Source organism: Flavobacterium sp., assembly GCF_031363805.1.
Classification (GTDB): Bacteria; Bacteroidota; Bacteroidia; order Flavobacteriales; family Flavobacteriaceae; genus Flavobacterium.
The window spans coordinates 1-21479 of sequence record NZ_JANLVD010000133.1 but is presented as its reverse complement, the minus strand read 5'-3'; the positions used below and the strand labels follow the sequence as shown (position 1 = coordinate 21479).

Below are 21479 nucleotides of genomic sequence, written 5' to 3'. Positions count from 1 at the left end.
TTCAATCCGCCTGAACTTCCTGGGCCTAAGCTATAGGATTGCCAAGCTCTATTGTCATTTGTTCCTCCAGCAAAATAACTGCGAGAAAATGGAATCGATTTTGAATTTCCATACGGAATTGCTATTCCAAAAAAGCTTCTTACAGCAAAAGTATTTCCATTATTCAAATCCCAGTGTTTAATATAGTCAAATTCAGTTTTTACATATTGAGAATATTGTAATCCAAAAATATTTTTTACGCCTTCTGCATTTTTTGGTTGGTTTGCAATTTCGCCAATTAAGGACAGCACATTTCCAGCCAATTCTACTTTTGTTCTAAAACTGTAAAATTCTTTGTCAAAAAGATCAAATTTTGTGTCTTGAGAATAACTAAAATTGGATGCAAATATCAAGTTATTTTCGGTAAGTCTTGTTTTTCTTTCGTTTATGCTTTTAATGGATTGATAGTCTAAACTTGAAGTGTTTAAAGTTAGGTATCCACCGTTAAGTGCATTGTTTATAAATGCATCTGTCCCTCCATTTTCAATTGAAAGATTCCCGTCTCCATTCTGATTTAGAATTGAAGTATCTGAATTATAAATTTTTGCTAAACTATTTAATCTATTGTAAGATGATCCATAAACATTAAAATAATTGTTTGTATTGACATTTTTTACATATTGAAGATTTATCAAATCAAATTTTGTAAAAACACCTTTTCTAGGTGTCCAATTATAATTTATGGTAGCCGTAAAATTTTCTTTATCTAATCCAATATTTTTCTGCTTTGCAAATCCAGAACTAATCACACTTGCTGGAAACATATATTTTGGAACAATTCTATCTGTATTAAATGGCAAGAAAAGGCTTGGAAAATTCAATCTGATGTCAGCTCCTATTTCGGAAATATTAAAAAAACGATTGTCAGGATTTGCCAAATCTTTGGATGAACCTATGTTTCCTCTAACTCCCAATTCTAATATTTCGGCACCTCTAAAAATATTTCTAATTGAAACCGATACATTTCCTGCAATTCCAAACTGTTGAATATTGGATTGTGTAACATCAAAATTACTATTAAAGTTAAACTTACTTTTTGAAATTAAATAAATATTGGCATTTAAATTTTGAGTTACTGTATCTATTACGTAGGTAATTTTTGGATAGTTAAAAGTTCTTAAATTGCTTAACGAGCGAAGGGTCAATGCTCTATTTTCATCACTATAAACGCTATCCTTCTGGATAAAAATTGCATTTGTAATTGCTCTGGGTCTGTAGCGTAATTTGTTGGTACTGTATAAATTAAAATTTTTATACTTGACACTATCGGCATTTTGAGTTTTTGTTTTTGATGATAAGTCGGTTGTAAATACGTTTACTTTTCCAATTCGATATATTTTAAATGGTTTGGTTTTGGTAGAATCGCCATTTTTAAAAGTTTGGTTGGTAATATTTATAGTAATGTTTGCTCTTTTGTTTGGCTGAATGGTATCTACGTCAAAAAAAATATTTTGTTGTTGAAAATTATACACGCCACGATTTCTGAAATAGGAAGTTATTCTAGCTCTTTCGGAATTAAAATCACTTTCTTTGTACTGATTGCCTTGTTTTAAGAAAGATTTTGATTTTGAAACCAAATATAAAGAATCTAAGACAGGAGTTTCTATTTGACGAGAAATGGTATCTAAAAATGTTGGATTTCCTGTTAATAAGGTATATTTTACAGTGCCTTTTTTGTTCTCATTATAATTAACAGAGAATTTAGTTTGTGCGTCAAAATAACCTTGATTAAAATAATAAGCTTTCAATCGTTGGGCAGATTTTTGAGCTTTCGTTTCATTTATTATTACGGGTGGCTCACCAGTCCGAGTCAAAAAACTATGAATGCCAGAATACCAAAAAGATTTCCCCAATCGATCCACTTGTTTTTTTGAAAGCCACTTGGCTTTTCGTTTGTATTTTTCTGGATTTGCACTATATTTTGCTCTAAAAATAGAATCTGTATTTTTTTTGGCTAAATTATACATCTGAAGTCTTAATTTGTAGCCTAAAATAGATGTATTACGTTGCTGGATTAACTGGTTTAATACAACTTCTTCTTTATTTGTCTTGTTGTTAACCAAAATTTTATTGTCTGTTAGCAAGTACTTTCCATCGGGAACTTTTTTCATAACATTACATGCAGAAATAAGTGTCGCTATTAGAATAAATAATGATATTTTTGTGGTAGAATGCTTCAAACGATATTAAAAATTTAGTTCAAAAATACAATTTTTTATGGTTAGTAAAAATCAAATAAAACTTATAACGAGTTTAGTTCAAAAAAAATATAGAAAACAGCATCAATTATTTTTTGCGGAAGGCGAAAAAGTAATCGATGAACTTTTGAAAGCCAATTTCGAATTGGATAGTTTATACATTACAAAACCAATGTTTGAAGGCGTTTTGGACTCAAAAAAAATATTAATTTCCGATTCTGATTTAAATAAAATAAGTGCTCTGTCAAATGCCAATGATTGTTTGGCAGTTTTTAAAATTCCTGAACAAAAACCAATTCAAAACCACGGACTTATAGTTGGTCTAGATGATATTCGAGATCCTGGAAATTTTGGAACCATTATAAGGTTGTGTGACTGGTTCGGGATTTCACAAATAATATGTTCTGAACAAACAGTAGATTTATATAATCCAAAAGTAATTCAGGCAACCATGGGTTCAATTGCAAGGGTTTCTGTAAATTATATTGATTTAGAAAAATATTTATCAAAATCTGAATTACAAATTTTTGGGACTTTTATGGATGGTGAGAATATTTACAAAAAAAAATTACCAAATGATGGCATTATAATTTTTGGAAATGAAGCCAATGGAATATCAAAAAATATCGAATTATTAGTCAATCAAAAAGTTGCAATTCCCCGTTTTGGAAATTTACAACGCACCGAAAGTTTAAATGTCGCAACAGCAACAGCAATAATTTTGTCTGAATTTAAGCGGATGAATTAATGAAAAGCAAAATTCACAAAAATTCCTCGTGTAGCAATATTTGCTATATTTCCAGTCCAAGGACTATTTGGATCAGCATCAGGAATTAACTCATTTTTGGTTCCAAAAACACCACGTATGGATGGTGAAAATTTGAAATATTCCATATACAAATCAATACCCAAACCCAATTCGTAATTTGATGTGTTTTTTAGCAATCTGAATCTTCCAGCAGAATTATCATCTGGTGAATCTGAATTACTGGATAAGTTTAAGTCTGCCGAAACACCGCCAAGAACGTAGGGTCTAACATTTCCAATTCGTTTCGATGAAAATTTTAATAACAATGGAAAATGAATATAAGTCGATTTTACTTCTCTAAAATAATCTTTCTTTTCTGCAAATCCAGAAAATGTTAAGTCTCGCTGACCATATTGCAATCCTGGTTCAAAACGCAAATCAATATAATCTGTTAATCGAAGATTTGTAATCAAACCTACGTTAAAACCCATAGATCTTTTCACAAATATATCTTGACCATCGATTTTTTTATCAATTTTGAAATCATAATTATTAAAACCCAAATAAAACCCAAAATGTACTCTTTGTTTATCAAAATTTTCCAAATTAATAATTGGTTTTTTGGCAAACATGCTTTTGGTAAATATTTGTGCTTTGCAAAAAGTGGCAGAAAATATAAGTATATATAAAAATATTTTTTTCATTTTTAATTTTTAGAGGCTGAATAAATTGTTGCTACACCAAAAGTTTGAGGTAAATGCTTTACACTTATAAACCCAACTTTTAGTAAAATATTGTTTAATTTTTCTCCATAAGGAAAAATTGAGGCAGAATCTGATAGATATTGATAGGCAACTTTGTCTTTCGAAAATAATTTTCCAATAATTGGCAATATGTATTTCGTGTAAAATTTATAACCTTGTCTAAAAATAAATTTTTCAGGAACAGATGTTTCAAGTATGACAAATATTCCATTTGGTTTCAAAACACGTAATATTTCGGAGAGTCCTATTTCAAGATTTTCAAAGTTTCTGATTCCAAATGCTACGGTTACAGCATCAAAAAAATCATCATTATACGGTATTTTCTCAGAATCACCCAAAACCATTTCTATTTTTTGATTCAAATTTTTGGCGTTTATTTTTTGTTTGCCAACTTCTAGCATTCCAGCAGATATATCAAGGCCAATAATTTTCTCTGCGGATGTATTTGCCATTAAAATAGCCAAATCACCAGTTCCTGTGGCAATATCTAGAATATTTTTAGGATGGGTTGCAGAAACCATTTTCAACATTTTTTTACGCCATTTGACATCAACACCAAAAGAGATAACCCTATTTAAATTATCATATTTGGAAGATATAGCATCGAACATATTCGCTACTTGGTCTTTTTTTCCTAAATCTGAATCTTTATAAGGTTTTGTGCTAATTGACATAAAAAAATTTTTGCAAATATAAACTTAATTTTTGAATGTTAAAAATGAGATTATTTTTACATGACTCAATCCACCTCATATCTTTAAACCATATATTCATAGTTTAAATAAATTGAGTTATAATTTGAAGTCGGATTTATTTAAAAAAAAACTTTGATTTAATTATCAAATTCAATCTGTGTAAAATTTCGTTCTGATATTTTTAATACACCAAATTCTGACATAACATATTTATCAAAAATTGAATACAATAAAGTCTAACATTTTTTATCTTCTCCAAATTGGGCTTTGAATTACAAGTGGAATAATAACTCCAATAATAAAAGCAGACATAACCAATGTCCAATCACGTTTCGAAAATCTAAAGAAAGTTTGGACAATATAGGAAATAATCAAAACTACAAAAACTACTATAATTTGAGCGGTTTCAATTCCCAATGCAAATTCCGTAAGTGGCAATAATTTATCAGCAGACTTTCCTGGCAATATTGTTTTAAAATAATTAGAAAATCCAAGCCCATGAATAATTCCAAAAAAAAGTGTCACAAAAGCAATTAAACTAATGCTTTCGTTTTTATTGTTTTTACCAGCTGTAAAAAGATTAAAAATAGCAACAACTAAAATGGTAATTGGAATTATAAATTCAATTAAATTTGATTTTATATATACTATTTCATAAACAGATAATACCAGTGCTAATGTATGACCAACTGTGAAAAGAGAAATCAAAAGTAGCAATCTGCGCCAATCCTTGAACGCATAAGGTATGGTTAAGGCTATTAAAAACAACACATGATCGTAGGCACTAATATTTAAAACATGTTTTAATCCTATGTTAAAATAAATCAAGAATTCAGACATAATTACAGATTTTGGGATTGTCAAACTTACAATATATTTTCATTTTAACGCTATTTTTTTAAATACTGTATAAATTTCATCAAATATTTTTTAACAATATTTTATTAAAATTGAGATTATGAGTATATTTGTAGAAAATATAAATTATTATAACATGTCTTTTTCCGATTTATTTGATAGCGAATTCAAAACCAGAAACAAAGGTCATTTTTCGGCCATTGTTCGTGTAGCCATAGCAGATGGAGATTTAACAGGTGAAGAAAAACTTTTTCTTGACAAACTTAAAAACCGTTTAGAAATATCTGATGCTGAGTATGATGAAATTCTTGAAAACCCATTAAAATATCCAATTAATCCTCCAGTTTTGCACTCACAAAGATTAGAAAGATTGTTCGACTTGTCTAGAATGGTTTATGCAGATCATATTCTTGGCCCAAAACAAAAAGAAATATTAACAAAATTTGCATTGGCATTGGGTTTTACACCAGGTAATGTAAATTACATTGTTGATAAAGCATTATCTCTTCTAGTTTTAAATGTAGATTTAGATACGTTTCTTTATGAAATGCAACACATGAATAAATAAAGTAAAATTAAACCACACATTCAAATAATTATAATCAGAAAATGTGTGGTTTAATAACTTAAATTTTAAAAGTTACTACAGGAATATTGGCATGATTCACTAATCCTTCACTTATACTACCATTAAAAAAGTGGTATAAACTTGTTCTTCCGTGCGTACACATTCCTATAATGTCTGCATTTACACTTTTCGCAAAATTTAAAATGCCACTTTCAATATTTGCATCATTATATATATGCATAGAAAAATTGGTTAGTTCAAATTCAGACACAAAATTTTTCATGATTTTTTGAGCATCACCTGTTGATTTGAAGCTATTTGGGGTGTTAATCATCACTAAATCAAGGTGCGAACCAAATATTTTTGAAAATGATACAATTTTATTAAAACAACCATATACTTCTTTAGAAAAATCGGAAGCAAACACAAATCTATCGGTTTTAAAATTTGTATTTTCACTTTTTATAACCAAAACTGGAGATTCAGAAGTTCTTACTATTTTTTCAGTAGTGGATCCAATAAATAATTCTTGAAAACCAGTCGAACCGTGAGATCCCATGACTACAAGGTCAATATTATTTTTTACACTCGATTTTAAGATTCCTTCAAAAGCGCGACCTAATTTCACCGCTTCGCTTACTTTAATTCCTTCCAAATAATCTTTTTCCAACAAGCTTTCTAACTTTTGATGTGCTTTTTTCATAAAAAGCATAATTTCAGGAATGTTTCCACCACCACTAACTGCATCTGCCATCTGAGTAGGCAATTCTAGCATGTGGACTAAAAAAATTTCGCCATTGGTATCTCTAGCTATTTGTGCAGCAACCTTTAAAGCATAATCAGCATGCACGGAAAAATCTGTGGGAACTAAAATTCGTTTCATAATCTAAATGTTTAGGATTAATAACTACTTAAATTTTAAATATGTAATCGTAATAAAGATAAGAAATAATTTAACATAAATCAATATTTCGTAATTATAAAAAAAGTAGTATATTTGCAGAATTATTAAGTTATTCACTTACATAATGAGGGAAGCAATGCTTCCCTCTTTTTATAAAACATGACATTTAAAGAAAAAGTAAAAAGCATAGTAGACGAAGGTTTGGCAGAATATCCAAGCTTGTTTTTAATTGATTTAAACATCAACGATGCCAATAAAATTATTGTTATTTTGGATGGTGATGCTGGTGTTCAATTGCAGGATTGCATCAACATAAGTAGAGCAATTGAAAATAACTTAGATCGAGAAGAAGTAGATTTTGCATTGGAAGTTGCATCCGCAGGCGTTTCTCTTCCACTAAAATTAGTTCGTCAATATCATAAAAATATTGGAAGAACCTTAAAAATAAAAACAAAGTCTCAAACTATTGAAGCAAAATTATTGAATGTTTCGGAAGAAAACATAACAGTAGAGTGGACTTCAAGAGAGCCAAAAAAAATTGGTAAAGGCAAAGAAACAGTGCTTCACAAGGAAAATATTGATTATACAGGTATTTTGGAAGCTATAGTAACAATAACATTTTAAATTAAAAAAGTTGGCATGGAGAATTTAGCATTAATCGATTCATTTTCAGAGTTTAAAGACGACAAACTGATTGATCGTGTAACGCTTATGGCGATTTTAGAAGATGTATTTAGAAATGCATTAAAGAAAAAATACGGTTCAGATGATAATTTTGATATTATTATCAATCCCGACAAAGGCGATATGGAAATATGGCAACGTAGAGTTATTGTAGCAGATGATGATTTAGATTTAGATCATCTTGAAATTACTTTGACTGACGCTAGAAAAATCGAGCCTGATTTCGAAATCGGTGAAGAAGTTTCTGAAGAAGTAAAATTGATCGATTTAGGAAGAAGATCCATTTTGGCACTACGTCAAAACCTTATTTCTAAAATTCACGAACATGACAATACCAATCTTTACAAACAATTTAAAGATTTAATTGGCGATATTTATACAGCTGAAGTACACCATGTTCGACCAAGAGTTGTTATTTTGGTTGATGATGATGGAAACGAAATTATATTACCAAAAGAAAATCAAATTCCATCAGATTTTTTCCGCAAAGGCGATAATGTTCGTGGAATTATTGAAAATGTTGAATTAAAAGGAAATAAACCTCAAATAATTATGTCTAGAACTTCGGATAAGTTTTTAGAAAAATTATTTGAACAAGAAATCCCTGAAGTTTTTGACGGACTTATAAATGTAAAAAAAGTGGTTCGTATTCCTGGCGAAAAAGCAAAAGTAGCAGTCGATTCTTATGATGATAGAATTGATCCTGTTGGTGCTTGTGTTGGTATGAAAGGTTCACGTATTCACGGAATTGTTCGCGAATTAGGAAACGAAAATATTGATGTTATCAATTATACTACCAATATTCAATTGTTTATTACAAGAGCGCTGAGTCCAGCAAAAGTTTCTTCTATTAAAATTAATGAAGAAACCAAACGTGCAGAAGTTTTCTTGAAATTAGAAGAAGTTTCAAAAGCGATTGGTCGTGGTGGACACAATATTCGTTTGGCTGGCCAATTGACTGGTTATGAATTAGATGTAATTAGAGAAGGTAGCGTTGCAACTGATGATGATGTAGAATTAACCGAATTCTCAGATGAAATTGAAGCTTGGGTTATTGAAGAATTTGCCAAAATAGGTTTGGACACTGCCAAAAGTATTTTAAGTCAAGATGTAAACGACTTAGTACGAAGAACAGATTTAGAAGAAGAAACTATTCTTGAAGTAGTTAGAATATTGAAAGAAGAATTTGAAGAATAAATTCTTGATTAGCATAAGCATACCCCAATAAAAAGAAAATAAGTAAAAAGATTTTATGTCTGAAGGTACAATAAGAATAAACAAAGTTTTAAGGGAATTTAATATTTCGCTAGAGAGAGCTGTAGATTATCTAAAAGATAAAGGACACGTTATTGAGTCCAATCCAAATACGAAAATCTCTGACGAAGTGTACAATGTTCTGTCAAACCAATTCGCTGGAGACAAGGGCAATAAAGATGCTTCAAAAGAAGTGGGCGAAGAAAAGCGAAAAGAAAAAGAAGCTTTGCGTGTGGAAAGAGAACATGAAATCGAAGAAAAACGTAAGGTTGATGAAGAGCGCCAACGTCAGGAAGTGATCAAAGCAAAAGCTGCTACAGTTACTGGTCCTAAACAAGTTGGGCAAATTGATTTGTCGCCTAAAGCTATAATCAAACCAGTTGTAGCAACTGAGCCTAAAACTCAAATTCCAGTTTCAAAACCTATCGAAAAAACAGAGCAGCCTAAAGAAAATCAACCTAAAGAAGAAAATAAAAAGTTTGCTCCTATTTCAAAAGCCCCTATAAAAATAATCAGTAAGCCAGTTGAAGAGAAACCAAAAGAAGTAGCTTCAAATTCTTCAGATGAAGAAACTCCTGTGGATGAAACTTTTACAACACAATATCAAAAGCTTACTGGTCCGATATTTTCGGGACAAACTATCGATTTATCGCAGTTTAACAAACCTAAAAAGAAAATAGAAGAAAAAGGGGCTGCAATTAAACCTGGTACGGCTAAACCTGCTGGGAATAACGCAGCTGCCAATAATAACAATGCGAATAAAAATAAACGAAAAAGAATTATTACTCCAAAACCTGGCGAAGCAAATGCAACACCAAGAACGCCTGGCACAAATTTAATAAGACCAAATCAAGGTGGTGGAAATACAACTGGTGGCAGCGGCGGTGGCGTTTTTAGAGCAAACAAACCAGGTTTCGTAAAAGGAGCAAGACCAGCAATTATTGCTAAAGTTGAGCCAACTGAAGAGGAAGTAAAAAACCAAATCAAAGAAACTTTAGAACGTTTACAAGGAAAAGGAAGCAAATCAAAAGCGGCAAAATACCGTCGTGATAAAAGAGATACACACCGTCAGAAATCTGATGATGAACAAAGAGAACTAGACGCTGGAAGTAAAACCATCAAAGTTACAGAATTTGTAACCGTTGGAGAAGTTGCTACTATGATGGATGTACCAATTACAAAAGTGATTGGAACTTGTATGTCATTGGGAATCATGGTTACCATGAACCAACGTCTTGATGCTGAAACTCTAACGATCGTTTGTGATGAGTTTGGCTATGAAGTGGAATTCATTACCACCGATCTTGAAGATAATATCGAAGTTGTAGCAGATACCGAAGAAGAATTGGTTCATCGTGCGCCTATTGTAACTGTAATGGGTCACGTAGATCACGGTAAAACATCTTTACTGGATTATGTTCGTAAAACAAATGTAATTGCGGGTGAATCTGGTGGAATTACACAACATATTGGTGCTTACGGAGTAGAACTTGAAAACGGTCAAAAAATCGCATTCTTAGATACACCAGGTCACGAAGCGTTTACCGCGATGCGTGCACGTGGAGCTCAAGTTACCGACATTGCTATTATCGTAGTTGCTGCCGATGACGATATCATGCCTCAAACAAAAGAAGCAATATCTCACGCACAAGCTGCGAATGTACCTATTATTTTCGCTATCAATAAAGTAGATAAGCAAAATGCTAATCCTGAAAAAATAAAGGAAAAATTAGCAGCAATGAATTTCCTTGTGGAAGATTGGGGCGGAAAATACCAATCGCAAGACATATCTGCTAAAACAGGTATTGGTATGAAAGAATTATTAGAAAAAGTATTGCTTGAAGCAGAAGTTTTAGACTTGAAAGCAAATCCAAATAAACCAGCAACTGGAACAGTGGTTGAAGCATTTCTTGACAAAGGTCGTGGTTATGTGTCAACAGTATTGGTTCAAGCAGGAACCATGCGTGTAGGAGATTATATTCTTGCAGGTAAAAACCACGGGAAAATCAAAGCCATGCAAGATGAGCGTGGAAACAATGTTACCGAAGCGGGACCATCTACTCCAATATCTATATTAGGTTTGGCTGGCGCTCCAACAGCGGGTGATAAGTTTAATATTTTTGCAGACGAAAGAGAAGCAAAAGCCATTGCTGCAAAACGTACACAATTGATGCGTGAGCAATCCGTTCGTGTGCAACGTCATATTACGCTGGATGAAATTGGTCGTCGTATTGCTCTTGGACAATTTAAAGAATTGAACATTATCCTTAAAGGAGACGTTGATGGTTCGGTTGAAGCATTATCAGATTCGTTCTCAAAACTATCTACACCAGAAATACAAATCAATATCATTCACAAAGGAGTTGGAGCTATTACAGAAACTGACGTAATGTTGGCTTCTGCATCAGATGCCATTATTATTGGATTTAATGTTCGTCCCGCAGGAAACGCTAAGCAATTGGCAGATAAAGAAGAAATTGATATTCGTCATTATTCTATTATATATGCGGCGATTGATGATTTACGTGATGCTATGGAAGGCATGCTTTCTCCAGAAATGAAGGAAGAAATTACAGGCCTTGCAGGCGTTAGAGAACTGTTCAAAATATCTAAAGTAGGAACTATTGCAGGTTGTATGATTACCGATGGTAAAATACTTAGAGCCAATAAAGTTCGTGTACTTCGTGACAACGTAGTGATTCACACTGGTGATATTATTGCATTGAAACGTTTCAAAGATGATGTGAAAGAAGTAGCAAAAGGTTACGATTGTGGTATCCAAATAAAAGGATTCAACGAAATCGAAATTGATGATATTATTGAAGGATTTACAGAAGTTGCTGTAAAACGTAAGTTGAAATAATATTGAATTGTTTATAAAATTTAAAACCTCGAAAATTTCGAGGTTTTTTGTGCTTTGATTTTTGGGAATTGAATTGAATTGAATAGCTATTTTAAGATCGTGATTAGACTTTTTACAGGTTGTTTGTTTGAGAATCTTTGTTGCTTACTTTCTTCAAAATTAAAGCATTACGCAATGCCATTACAGTGCAGTAAAATGCCATTACAGTAGAGTAGAACACCATTACAGTGCTGCGCAATAGCATTACAGCGTGGAAATATCGCATTACAGTGTGGCAATATACCATCGCAGTTTGGAAGTAAGCCATCACAGTATTGTAATGGACTGTTACAGAGGTGTGTTATTGCATTGCAGTTCTAAACCTTAAATATTTAGCCCAAACTTTATTAAAGTTTTGCATAAGCCTTGTTGGGTTTTATAGAGCAATATTAAATTTAAGATTTATAAAATCATACACTCGAGTTTGCCCATATTCATAGAATGTTTTTTCTGCGAGTTCCTGAACATCGGAGCTGGATAAATAGGCAATGATGTTGCCATTTTCCCTATTAATGGTTTGTCCTATTTCTCTAAGGTTGAATATTTCAAAATTTATACGGGTTACCGATGGATAGTTTTGCATTGTGTTTCCACAGGAATCATTAAAAGTGATCCTCCCTTTTTCTAAACTTATAGTAACCTGAGCATCATTTTTTGTATTATTTAAGGTAAAAAAATCTTCTTTGCCTGTTATATTTATTTCATCTATGGTTTTGAACATGGTTTAGTTTTGATGGTTTGGAATAATTTTTTCAATTTAAATATTCAAAATTTATTATATAACTTCTGCGAAGTCAGAGACATTCGCAGAGCTAGCCGTTCTTTTGGAACACTTTGGAGAGCTGGGGGTTGTGCAACGGTCACCGCTGTTAGTGGCAGTCCTAATTAAAATAAAACTCTTTTATATTTTCAACAAGTTTAGCAGATTTTGAAATTTCGGTACTGTCTAAATCAATATTTAAAGAATCAATTTTTTTGATTGTTTCATTAACAATTTTTTCAAAATCTTCTTCATTTTGCATTGTTCTGATTAATTCTATACAATAATTGTCAACTTTTCCTGACTCAAATTTGGGAACTATTTTATTGTATTCAAGTTTTATCATCATTAATATAAAGTATCTAATTTTTTTATATTTTCTATCGATTTTTCCTTGTCTGAAAAGATTATCTAATTTATTAAAAATTAATGCTGCTGTATAATATGGATATAATTTATGATTGTCTTTAAAAAGTTGTTTGCCAAATTCATTGAATAAAGCTCCAAAATATCTTGTAGCAAGATTCGGTTTTAGAAAGTAAAAACTACCCATTACTTTAATTAATGTTGATTTATCAACAATTAATTTTGTATCTAACGTAAGTCCATTATATTGCTTAGACCTTCTTTCATAATACAGTTTATTTGGTTCTGCAAAAGTTTTGAAAAAATCCTCCAATTTTTTTTGAAAATCTGAATAAGCTATTAAATCTTCTTCTTTAACTTCTGTTTGTCGATTAGTTGAACGAATAATTTTAGATATTAAATTTTCATCTTTAGTAATAATTAGTTTTAAGGTTACGAACATATTATCATTAATTATCTCTTTTGAATCAAGTAGTACTCTTGAAGTTTGCAAACCATTAATTATTTGATAATTTGTAATTGTGAAGTTATCTCTCGAAGTCGATAGTTTTTCTGCAACTATTGTAATACCATTATTTAATACTGAAAAAGCATATTTCAATTTTTCGTCTTTAATGGTGTTTTTTATTTCTTCATTAATCTTATTAAAGCCTTGAAAATCTCTGACATTATCATAAAAAATTGAAGTTATTAATTCAGAATCATCTTCAATTAAATTAATTATTGTTGTCACTGGAACAACACCAATATGAGCTTCATCTACATTCTCAATTTCAGGCATTAGAGTTTTTAAATTAAATGTAAATGTTTTTGTTATTTTTTGCCCAATTTTTTTATACTCATTTTGAATAATATTATAATCAAAATAATTGAATTCAATTTTATGGAAAACTCTTTGATTTCCAATGTCTTTTAAGATATTTTCACGTTTTGCTTCTGTATTTGTGTCAAATTCATAACTTCCCAAAGTTGCATAATAAATATAGCAAATTGGATTTGTTTCAAGTTCATTTGCTCTATTTGTAAGTAATTTAAATAATTCTATGTTTTTTTGAGAATTCTCCGTCCATCTAAATTTCTGATCGATTGAAACAAAATCATCAATTGCATCACCAAATGAACTAATTTCTTTAACTTCAAAACTATTTGAGGTTTTAGCTTGTATAAAATAAACTTCAGCAGATGGTTTAATGTTCTTGTCAATTATTTCATTTAAATCTTCTATAGTTGTTATTAAGTGTTTGTTTATTAAAATACAAAAACCATCAAGTCCAAAAGTCCCATTTTTACCAATATTTATTTTATTTAATGACTCTTCATCGATTCTGTCTTCAAGTCTTTTTTCTAAAATTGTATAATTAATAAAATGCTCAAATAAATCACTTTCTTTAATATCATTAGGAAAGTCAAATTTTGTGGTAAAATCTTTTAATAAACTTTGAGTTATTCTATCTATCATTTTTTCTGTTTTTTCGATTTCGCGAAGTATTGCCACTAACTTGTAAATATTCGCTACTTTGTAGCGATTTTTGAACATTACTGCCAACATCTAAACTTACGCATAAATCTTATATTATCTAATTTTATACGTAAAACCATGTAGGAGAGTTTAAAAAGCAAATTATTTCACTTTTTTGCGATGCGATTAATTTTTTAATAATTTAAAAAGCAAGTCAATTAAAAAGGCAATGTGGAAATCGAACATCGGCTGAATCTTCAAATTTATAATTGATTGATTTTATCAAATCTCCATTTTCGCTATAATATTTCCAATTTCCAATTTTGAAATTGTTTTTTATTTCACCTTCTTCTTTTATTCCGCTTTCATTAAGTTTTTGTAAATTATCATTCCATGTTGGATAATAAAATATTTTCAACATTCCTGAACCTTTCTCAAATTTTAATTCATTTATAAAGTACTCTTTAATATTTCCTTTGTCGTCATAAAGTATTTGAAGGGTTGTAGGAATTGGCGCGTCATCTACCTGAATTTCATGTCTTATAAACGGAAGACCTTTATTAATTGTAATAAATTCATATGTATTTTTATTTTTAAAAAATATTTTTAGGTTGTTAACGATTCCTTTTGAATTCATTAAAATTCCATTTTTTAAAAAGTATTCTTTTTTTACTTTTTTGATTGATTTGTATGTTGAGTATTTTGTATCATTATCATTTATATAATCATCACAAACCCAATAATCTTGGTCATAATCTGATATTGACATTCCAACATTGAATTCATTTAAACTTATTTTTGTTATTTCTTTTTGATGATGTATACAGGAAATAAAGAATATTAAATATGTTAGGATTGTTATTTTTCTTAGGGTCATTTTAGTGTTTTTAATACTTTGTTTTCATAAGCTTTTCCGCTAAAATCATTCTCTTTAATCAGTCGAAATCTCTGGAATTAATTTCTTAATTTCCCAAAATCTTAATTATCTCATCAATGTTTTTTGGTTTTTTATTTACTTGAATAGTTTTTAATTTAGATTGGTATTTTGTGTAATATGTTGTTTTAGAAATCGAAAATTGTTCTGTACTCCCTATAATTGAATCAAATAATGTTTTTTTATTTTTATATAAAATTTGTTCAGTAAAACTGCGCTCATTTTCTCCATTTGATATAGAATATTGAATGTATTTCCCTTTATTATTTATAAATTTTTTATTGTATCTGTTTTCTCCATCAATGCTTTTTAAAACTCCGTTTTCATCATATTTATAAATAAATTTGTAAATAAAAAATTGGTCGTCAGATTGATAATTTTGGTTTTTGATAGTAGCAGAAATAATTTTATGGGTACTATTTTCTTTTTGATTACTCCAGTTTTTATTTAATGGCTCTAGTAATTCTGAATAGTCACCATATCCATCTTTTAGAAAAAAAGTTAAATCTAATATTGACGCTTCAACAAATACTTTTTGTTTCAAAAAAGTATAATATTCATAATTTACTCTATAATTATCATTATTTATAGTAATAGTATTTTTGTTTCCAAACATTACTCTAACTTCTTCACCTGAACAAAAGAAAGTAATTGACTTATTTTTATTTTTTTTAAACCAGAATGTAAATTTTTCAGGTTTTTCAGATTTATCTGAATTCAATTTGTAAATAGTTACAGTATCATTTGCTTTTGGAAAAACGCCAATAAAATTTTCTTTAATAGTGCCTTCTCCTTTTGTGTAAGTACTATCATCATTAAAATACCTATAACTCCCTTTATCAATATCTATTTCTTGAACTAAAGCAAGCTTGTATTTGATATTAATTTTTTTAGGTTTTAGAATATAAAAAGAAAGGGACAAACAAATTATAAAAATTATAAAAATTATAAAAGTTAACTTTTTCATACTATTTTTTAATTATAGTTTCGCTAGTGAGCCTAGTTTTAGTTTTTTTCCAAAAAATACTTTTTCCAGCATTTACTGTCGCTGAAATTCCATAAGTTTCATTTACGCCTGTATCATAATAAAAGTTTCCAGATTTCCAGTAATCTTGATTTTCGAAATCTGCCGCTGGTATTGCATATTTTATTTTTGAAGGTACTTCTACTTCTTCAAAGGTTGGTTTACCATCTTTTCCTAAAACAGGTTTTTTGTCCTTATCTAGTATTTTCTTTTTTACTTTCTTTGTTATATGTTCGTGAGTTCCTTTGTGAGTTTTTTCATTATGATTCCCTGCATCTGGGTATCTTGAAGAAGTACCATTTGCTAATACAAACGAATCATATATGTCTTTTGGTATTTCTATAAATTTATATTCATCAAATTTATTTTGACCTAGATTGTTATATATATTAGTTTCAGAATTACCCCAAGCCAGAAAATCTGTACCATCCCAAAATTTTGCACCATTTGTTAAATCGGCCTCCCCATTAAGTACATAAAATAGTGCTTTTCGAGTTAGTTTAGATTTGTCATCATTTAATGAGTCTTTTAATTCCTTTTTTTTTCGAACTGATGAATATTTTCCTGCTAATACTTGTTTCCATTTGCTTTTTTCATCTTTTTTAAGAGTTACATCTTTTGAATAATTAAAACTACTATATGCGATGCATTTTAACTCTTTAAAATCTGGATCACCAGCCTCCATTTTTACAACATAAGCTATATAGCAAAAATGAGAATGTGTTATATTTACATCGTTCTCTTTTATTAATTTTATACCATTATAAACATCTATTTCTTTGCCATCCTTGTCTTTTGCTTTGCCTTTTCCAGTACAAGTGTAAACGTCATCTACAACTCCTGTATTTGTCTTTTCATCAACTTTCCCTTCATAAGTTCCATCTTCGTTATAAAAATGACCATTTACATACTGAACTTCATTTTTTTCAATTACTGGCGGATCTTCTGGCTTACCAAAAGAAACTCCATTATCAGCACCTTTTATACTTATGGTTTTAGCAGAATTAATTTGAATATTTTCTTTAGCATATGATTTAATATCTCCTTTTGCAGTTACAATTAATTTACCACCTACATTTGACGTATAAGACATAATTAAAACAATTTAGATTTTTCTGCACTATTAAGTTTGACTTCTTTTTGAGAGTGCTTTTGTATTTCTCCTTCAGAAGAATATTGCATTCCTTTTTGACTGTTAAAAGTCATTTCTTTTTCGGTATTTATTTCTTTATCTCCAGTAATATTTTCAACCAGTTTTCCCATCACACTCATCATACTATTTCCACCTACAAATACATTGTGCATCATTCCAATAGAAGTGGATTTGTCAACTCCTGCGCTTTCAGATATATTCAGACCAGCACTTGAAGTAATATTTTTCGATGCTGTCATTATAATATCTGTAGCATTCATCGAAATCGTATTTGGTGCATTTACATTGATATTTCCTTTTCCATCCATGAACCAAGTATTCCCACTAGGGTCTTCAATAAACACGCTACCAATTGCGTCGTTCATAATAATTTTGGTGCCTGAACGAGTTTGAATTACTTTTTGGTCGTTGCCTTCGGTATTATATCCTGAACTTTCTGAACCATTGTACATGGTACCCAACACAAAAGGTTTTTCGGCATTGTCGGCTTCAAAAGCGACCAAAACTTCTTCGCCAATTTCGGGTATAAAATACATTCCTTTTCCGCCACCTGCGTGTGGATTTGTCATGCGAATCCAAGGCGTTTTTTCTGAATTGTTTTTTTGCCATGCCATTTGTACTTGTATTCTGCCAAGTCCTTTTGGGTCGTTATTATCGATAACCGTTGCGGGTTGTGTCGTGGCAATGGGCACAGCCAACACATTTCCGTAAGGTGGACAAAGTGAATTTTCCGGAATGGCGTTGAATGCGTTATGGTATGAACTCTCGTCACAAGTGTGTGTAATATTTGTAATGGTGTAGCTTCCAAAATTTTGTTCTTGAACGCCATCTTGTGGGTTGCCAGTCATGGTAAAAGCCGATTCGTGAATGCTCACCACATCGCCAATGCGGAGTCCTGTTTCGTCACTTATGCCTGTGGCAGTTATTAAATTGGAAGTTTGCGATTGTAATTGTGTGGTCACTCTATCCACCAAATGGGTGCGAGAATTTCCTTCTTGCATGGCATTTGAATACAATGAGTTTGACTGGTCTGGAAATAATTTTTTGGACGATTCGTATACTTGTTTAGAGTAGCCTTGTGGTTGGTAATTGATTTCTGAAGCGTTCGCTTTTTGTGTTTCTGCGCTACTTGGATCATATCCTATGTATTCAAAATTGACTGGTTTGGCGTTCATTTCGATATCGAAACGCTCGAGTGAGCGACCATATTCTAGCGTGAATGTTTTTGATTTTGGTTTTCCGAATACCAATTCTTGACCGTTGTAATAAAACCATTCTCCTTTTTTTTGAGCCATTCGGCATAAAAAAGTAAAATCACTTTCGTAATACTGAACTGTATAGGGTAAGGTTGGATTGTTTTGAAGATTTACAACTGGTTTTATTGCTCTTTGTGGATAGGAATTGGCAATTTCTTGAATGATATCTGAGAGCGATTTGTCTGTAAATGATTTATTTTTGGGTAAATTCTCCATGGCAATAGTTGAACTTCCACCCGATATTTGAATCATTCCTGCCGAACCATTTTCACGCACCATTTTCACTGAATTTATGATTCCGTAAAATATCAGTGGCGATTCGGTAGTCAAATTATTGGGTTTTATTTCTATTTTAATGCTTTGCCCAATATAGGTTTGCGTTTTATCGATGGCTTGGTTTACGAATTCTTTTGGCAAAGGTTGCAAAACGGTAAATTCGTGGTGTGCATTTACAGTTTGTGTAATGGTTAGTTTTGAGAAACGAGTTAATGTTTCGCCTTCAATTTGAATAGAGGTTGTCGTGCTTATTGCCATTGAAATAGTTTTTAGTTTTGTTTGTAATTAACCTACAAATATAAGGAGTTTCCAAATTAAATTTTATGGTTAAACCGCGTATTTTGTTAAATGTTTGTTTTTGAAGGAAATTTTGGGATTAGGTAAGTGTTTGTTGCATTAGGGATTGAGGCGGTATCCTGTCATTGCGATTAAAAAAATAAGATTGCTTCGTTATGCTTCTTCGCAATGACAGATAAAGCCGAAAGCCCGACGCAAGAATTAAAAAAATGAAGTGAGGAACGAACGAGTTTTTTTAATTCTTGGGGAATGCCCAACTATATTTTGCACTTTAACTTGATGAAAATCAATAAATATGCAAAGCTATTTTAATTTATCAAAATTTTATTGTACTCGGCAGTATTGTTCAAAAGTTGTGTGGCTTTTTTAATTTCAGAATTGTTTTTGGTATAATACAAATATAAACCTTCCTTGTATTGAAAACGTTTGATAATTTCGTCGTGCAAAAGTGCTAGAATTTCCGTTTTATTTTTATCAACTTCTACATCTTCTGCTTTTTGTAAAGTAAGCATTAAACTATCGTACTGTAGTTTTATTGCAGTATCTACTTTTTCTTTTTTTGCTTGCTCCAAAGTTTCTTTCAAGGCATTTTCGGTTTTTGTGTCAAATGAAATATTTTGTGATTTTATATATTTTTTGAAATCAGCAAAATCAGCATCTGTCAAGTTCGGAATTTTGTCTCCCAAAGTGCTGTTTTTGTAGTAATATTGAGTTCCAAAATTAAAAATAGCATCGTTTCTCACCAAAGCATCAATGATATAATTTGATTTTGTTTCTGCAAGTTCAATATCTGGCAATACGCCACCACCATCATAAACTGGTCTGCCTTTTCTGGTTTTAAAAGCATTAAAATTTTTCGCTTCAGTTTTTGTAACTTTCCCATTGGCGTCTTTTTTTGAATAATCCAAAGCCTGTATACATCTTCCAGAAGGAGTGTAATATCTTGAAATAGTTACTTTTACTTGCGTTCCATAGCTCAAATCTAAATATCGTTGCACCAAACCTTTTCCGAAACTACGACTTCCAATAACTACAGCTCTGTCCAAATCTTGCAATGCTCCAGCGACAATTTCGCTTGCTGATGCGCTTCGGCCGTTGACCAATATTGCCAATGGAATTTGGGTATCAACTGGACTTTTGGAAGTTTTGTATATATTATTGTGTTTTGAAATATGAGATTTGGTCGTCACTATAACTTCATTATTTTCAACAAACAAATTGCAAATACTCACAGCTTCTCCCAACAATCCGCCAGGATTTCCTCTTAAATCTAGAATAATTTGGGTTGCGCCTTGTTCTTTTAATTTTTCTAAAGCTTGTTTGGTTTCTACAGTTGCTTTGGCATTGAATTTATCCAAAACAATATATCCGGTTTTATCATCAATTTTTGCAAAAAACGGAACTGCTTTCAATTCAACTTCTTCTAGTATAAGTTGGGTTGTTTTTATTTCGCCATTTCTTTTGAATTTAAGATCAATTTTTGCATTTTTTCCGCCTTTTAATAGTTGGGTTGCATCTTCTTTGAAATCAATTAAATTCACATCGCCAATTTGTATAATTTCGTCTCCCGCTTTTAAACCTGCTTTATCAGCCGGATAATTTTTAAAAGGTTCACGAACTATAAATTTGCCGTCTTTTCGGGTCATAATAGCGCCAATTCCTGTGTATTCGCCAGTATTGTTTATTTTGGCTTTCACCACGTCTTGTTCGTTGAAATAAACAGTGTATGGATCAAGTTCTGCTAACATGTTTTTAATGGCTTTATCCATTAACTCTCCAGGATTGGTTTGGTCAACATAGTTCATATTGACATTTTTAAAAAGTGTCGTAAAAATTTCTATTTGCTTGGCGATTTCAAAAAAATCTTCTTTAAAACTCACGCCAACAAATAAAAAGCCACAGGCAACTATTGGAATTATATATTTTTTCTTAAAAAATGATAACATATTATGGTGTTTTTTTCTTGAATTTTCTTTTGATAAAGATAAAAATTAATATTGTAATAATAAGATAAGGCCAGATACTAATTAATCCCAAAATAAATCCAGACAATGAGTTGAAACCAGATTTGATTTCGTTCCAGATTTTTGAACCAAAAGATGATGTTGCCCCGCTTTGAGAAGCATCGTTGGTATACATTTCAATGGTAACTGTACTCATCGAAATTTGATTTTTCAAATATCTAAACTGACCTTCTTTAGCTTCTATTTCTTCGCGAATTTGAGCTAGTTTGGCTTCAATTTCTATAATTTCAGAAACTTTATTGGCTTTTTGGAGTAATTGCAAATACCTTTTTTCCAGAGTTTTTTTGGAATTCATTCTCGATTCCAAATCAATATA

Annotated in this window: 18 protein-coding genes; 5 read left to right on the top strand and 13 right to left on the bottom strand. The window is 30.9% G+C overall.

Annotation, left to right across the window (positions count from 1 at the left end; all coding sequences use genetic code 11):
• A partial coding sequence (locus RMN92_RS08180; RefSeq protein WP_309608982.1) for a POTRA domain-containing protein occupies positions 1 to 2150 on the bottom strand: 2150 nt, incomplete at its 3' end.
• 106 nt (positions 2151 to 2256) lie between these two features.
• On the opposite strand from RMN92_RS08180, the gene RMN92_RS08175 reads away from it, so the two are divergent.
• Positions 2257 to 2985 (top strand): RNA methyltransferase, encoded by a 729-nt coding sequence (locus RMN92_RS08175; protein WP_309608981.1) that lies wholly within the window; start codon positions 2257 to 2259, stop codon positions 2983 to 2985.
• Here the strand turns inward: RMN92_RS08175 and RMN92_RS08170 are convergent.
• The 3 genes from RMN92_RS08170 to RMN92_RS08160 all read right to left on the bottom strand — a co-directional run bounded on the left by RMN92_RS08170 (position 2982) and on the right by RMN92_RS08160 (position 5284).
• Positions 2982 to 3689: a porin family protein gene (locus RMN92_RS08170; protein ID WP_309608980.1), complete on the bottom strand. Its 708-nt coding sequence runs from the start codon at positions 3687 to 3689 to the stop codon at positions 2982 to 2984. The genes RMN92_RS08175 and RMN92_RS08170 overlap by 4 nt on opposite strands.
• A 2-nt stretch (positions 3690 to 3691) precedes the next feature.
• On the bottom strand, positions 3692 to 4423 hold the full coding sequence (ubiE, locus tag RMN92_RS08165; protein ID WP_309608979.1) for a bifunctional demethylmenaquinone methyltransferase/2-methoxy-6-polyprenyl-1,4-benzoquinol methylase UbiE: 732 nt from the start codon (positions 4421 to 4423) through the stop codon (positions 3692 to 3694).
• Positions 4424 to 4690: 267 nt separating this feature from the next.
• Entirely contained in the window at positions 4691 to 5284 is a 594-nt protein-coding gene (locus RMN92_RS08160) for a HupE/UreJ family protein (RefSeq protein ID WP_309608978.1), read from the bottom strand.
• A 154-nt stretch (positions 5285 to 5438) separates the two neighbouring features.
• Between RMN92_RS08160 and RMN92_RS08155 the strand changes: the two genes are divergently transcribed.
• On the top strand, positions 5439 to 5870 hold the full coding sequence (locus tag RMN92_RS08155) for a TerB family tellurite resistance protein (protein ID WP_309608983.1): 432 nt from the start codon (positions 5439 to 5441) through the stop codon (positions 5868 to 5870).
• A 58-nt stretch (positions 5871 to 5928) separates the two neighbouring features.
• On the opposite strand, the gene RMN92_RS08150 is transcribed toward RMN92_RS08155, so the two are convergent.
• Positions 5929 to 6753 (bottom strand): universal stress protein, encoded by an 825-nt coding sequence (locus RMN92_RS08150; protein ID WP_309608977.1) that lies wholly within the window; start codon positions 6751 to 6753, stop codon positions 5929 to 5931.
• A gap of 180 nt (positions 6754 to 6933) precedes the next feature.
• On the opposite strand from RMN92_RS08150, the gene rimP reads away from it, so the two are divergent.
• Genes rimP through infB form a run of 3 tightly spaced genes read left to right on the top strand, consistent with a single transcriptional unit; the run spans position 6934 to position 11575 of the window.
• Positions 6934 to 7398 carry a ribosome assembly cofactor RimP gene (rimP, locus tag RMN92_RS08145; RefSeq protein ID WP_309608976.1) on the top strand — a complete coding sequence of 155 codons (465 nt, stop codon included), beginning with the start codon at positions 6934 to 6936 and terminating at the stop codon, positions 7396 to 7398.
• Between the two features lie 15 nt (positions 7399 to 7413).
• Complete coding sequence (gene nusA / locus RMN92_RS08140) at positions 7414 to 8655, top strand: transcription termination factor NusA (RefSeq protein ID WP_309608975.1); 1242 nt, start codon at positions 7414 to 7416, stop codon at positions 8653 to 8655.
• Positions 8656 to 8710: 55 nt separating this feature from the next.
• Positions 8711 to 11575 (top strand): translation initiation factor IF-2, encoded by a 2865-nt coding sequence (infB, locus tag RMN92_RS08135; protein ID WP_309608974.1) that lies wholly within the window; start codon positions 8711 to 8713, stop codon positions 11573 to 11575.
• Between the two features lie 415 nt (positions 11576 to 11990).
• Here infB and RMN92_RS08130 read toward each other — a convergent pair whose 3' ends face one another.
• The 8 genes from RMN92_RS08130 to RMN92_RS08095 form a co-directional block, all read right to left on the bottom strand.
• On the bottom strand, positions 11991 to 12335 hold the full coding sequence (locus RMN92_RS08130; protein ID WP_309608973.1) for a hypothetical protein: 345 nt from the start codon (positions 12333 to 12335) through the stop codon (positions 11991 to 11993).
• A gap of 160 nt (positions 12336 to 12495) precedes the next feature.
• Positions 12496 to 14199 (bottom strand): AIPR family protein, encoded by a 1704-nt coding sequence (locus RMN92_RS08125; RefSeq protein ID WP_309608972.1) that lies wholly within the window; start codon positions 14197 to 14199, stop codon positions 12496 to 12498.
• Between the two features lie 214 nt (positions 14200 to 14413).
• Complete coding sequence (locus tag RMN92_RS08120; protein WP_309608971.1) at positions 14414 to 15076, bottom strand: hypothetical protein; 663 nt, start codon at positions 15074 to 15076, stop codon at positions 14414 to 14416.
• Between the two features lie 85 nt (positions 15077 to 15161).
• Positions 15162 to 16100: a hypothetical protein gene (locus RMN92_RS08115; RefSeq protein WP_309608970.1), complete on the bottom strand. Its 939-nt coding sequence runs from the start codon at positions 16098 to 16100 to the stop codon at positions 15162 to 15164.
• A gap of 1 nt (position 16101) precedes the next feature.
• A complete protein-coding gene (locus RMN92_RS08110) occupies positions 16102 to 17250 on the bottom strand; it encodes a hypothetical protein (RefSeq protein ID WP_309608969.1) in 1149 nt (382 codons plus the stop codon).
• Positions 17251 to 17252: 2 nt separating this feature from the next.
• Positions 17253 to 19100 carry a phage baseplate assembly protein V gene (locus RMN92_RS08105; RefSeq protein ID WP_309608968.1) on the bottom strand — a complete coding sequence of 616 codons (1848 nt, stop codon included), beginning with the start codon at positions 19098 to 19100 and terminating at the stop codon, positions 17253 to 17255.
• A gap of 347 nt (positions 19101 to 19447) precedes the next feature.
• Positions 19448 to 21085, bottom strand: a complete 1638-nt coding sequence (locus RMN92_RS08100) for a S41 family peptidase (protein ID WP_309608967.1) — start codon at positions 21083 to 21085, stop codon at positions 19448 to 19450.
• A 1-nt stretch (position 21086) separates the two neighbouring features.
• Positions 21087 to 21479: DUF4349 domain-containing protein (locus RMN92_RS08095; protein WP_309608966.1), on the bottom strand; the 393-nt coding region annotated here is incomplete at its 5' end.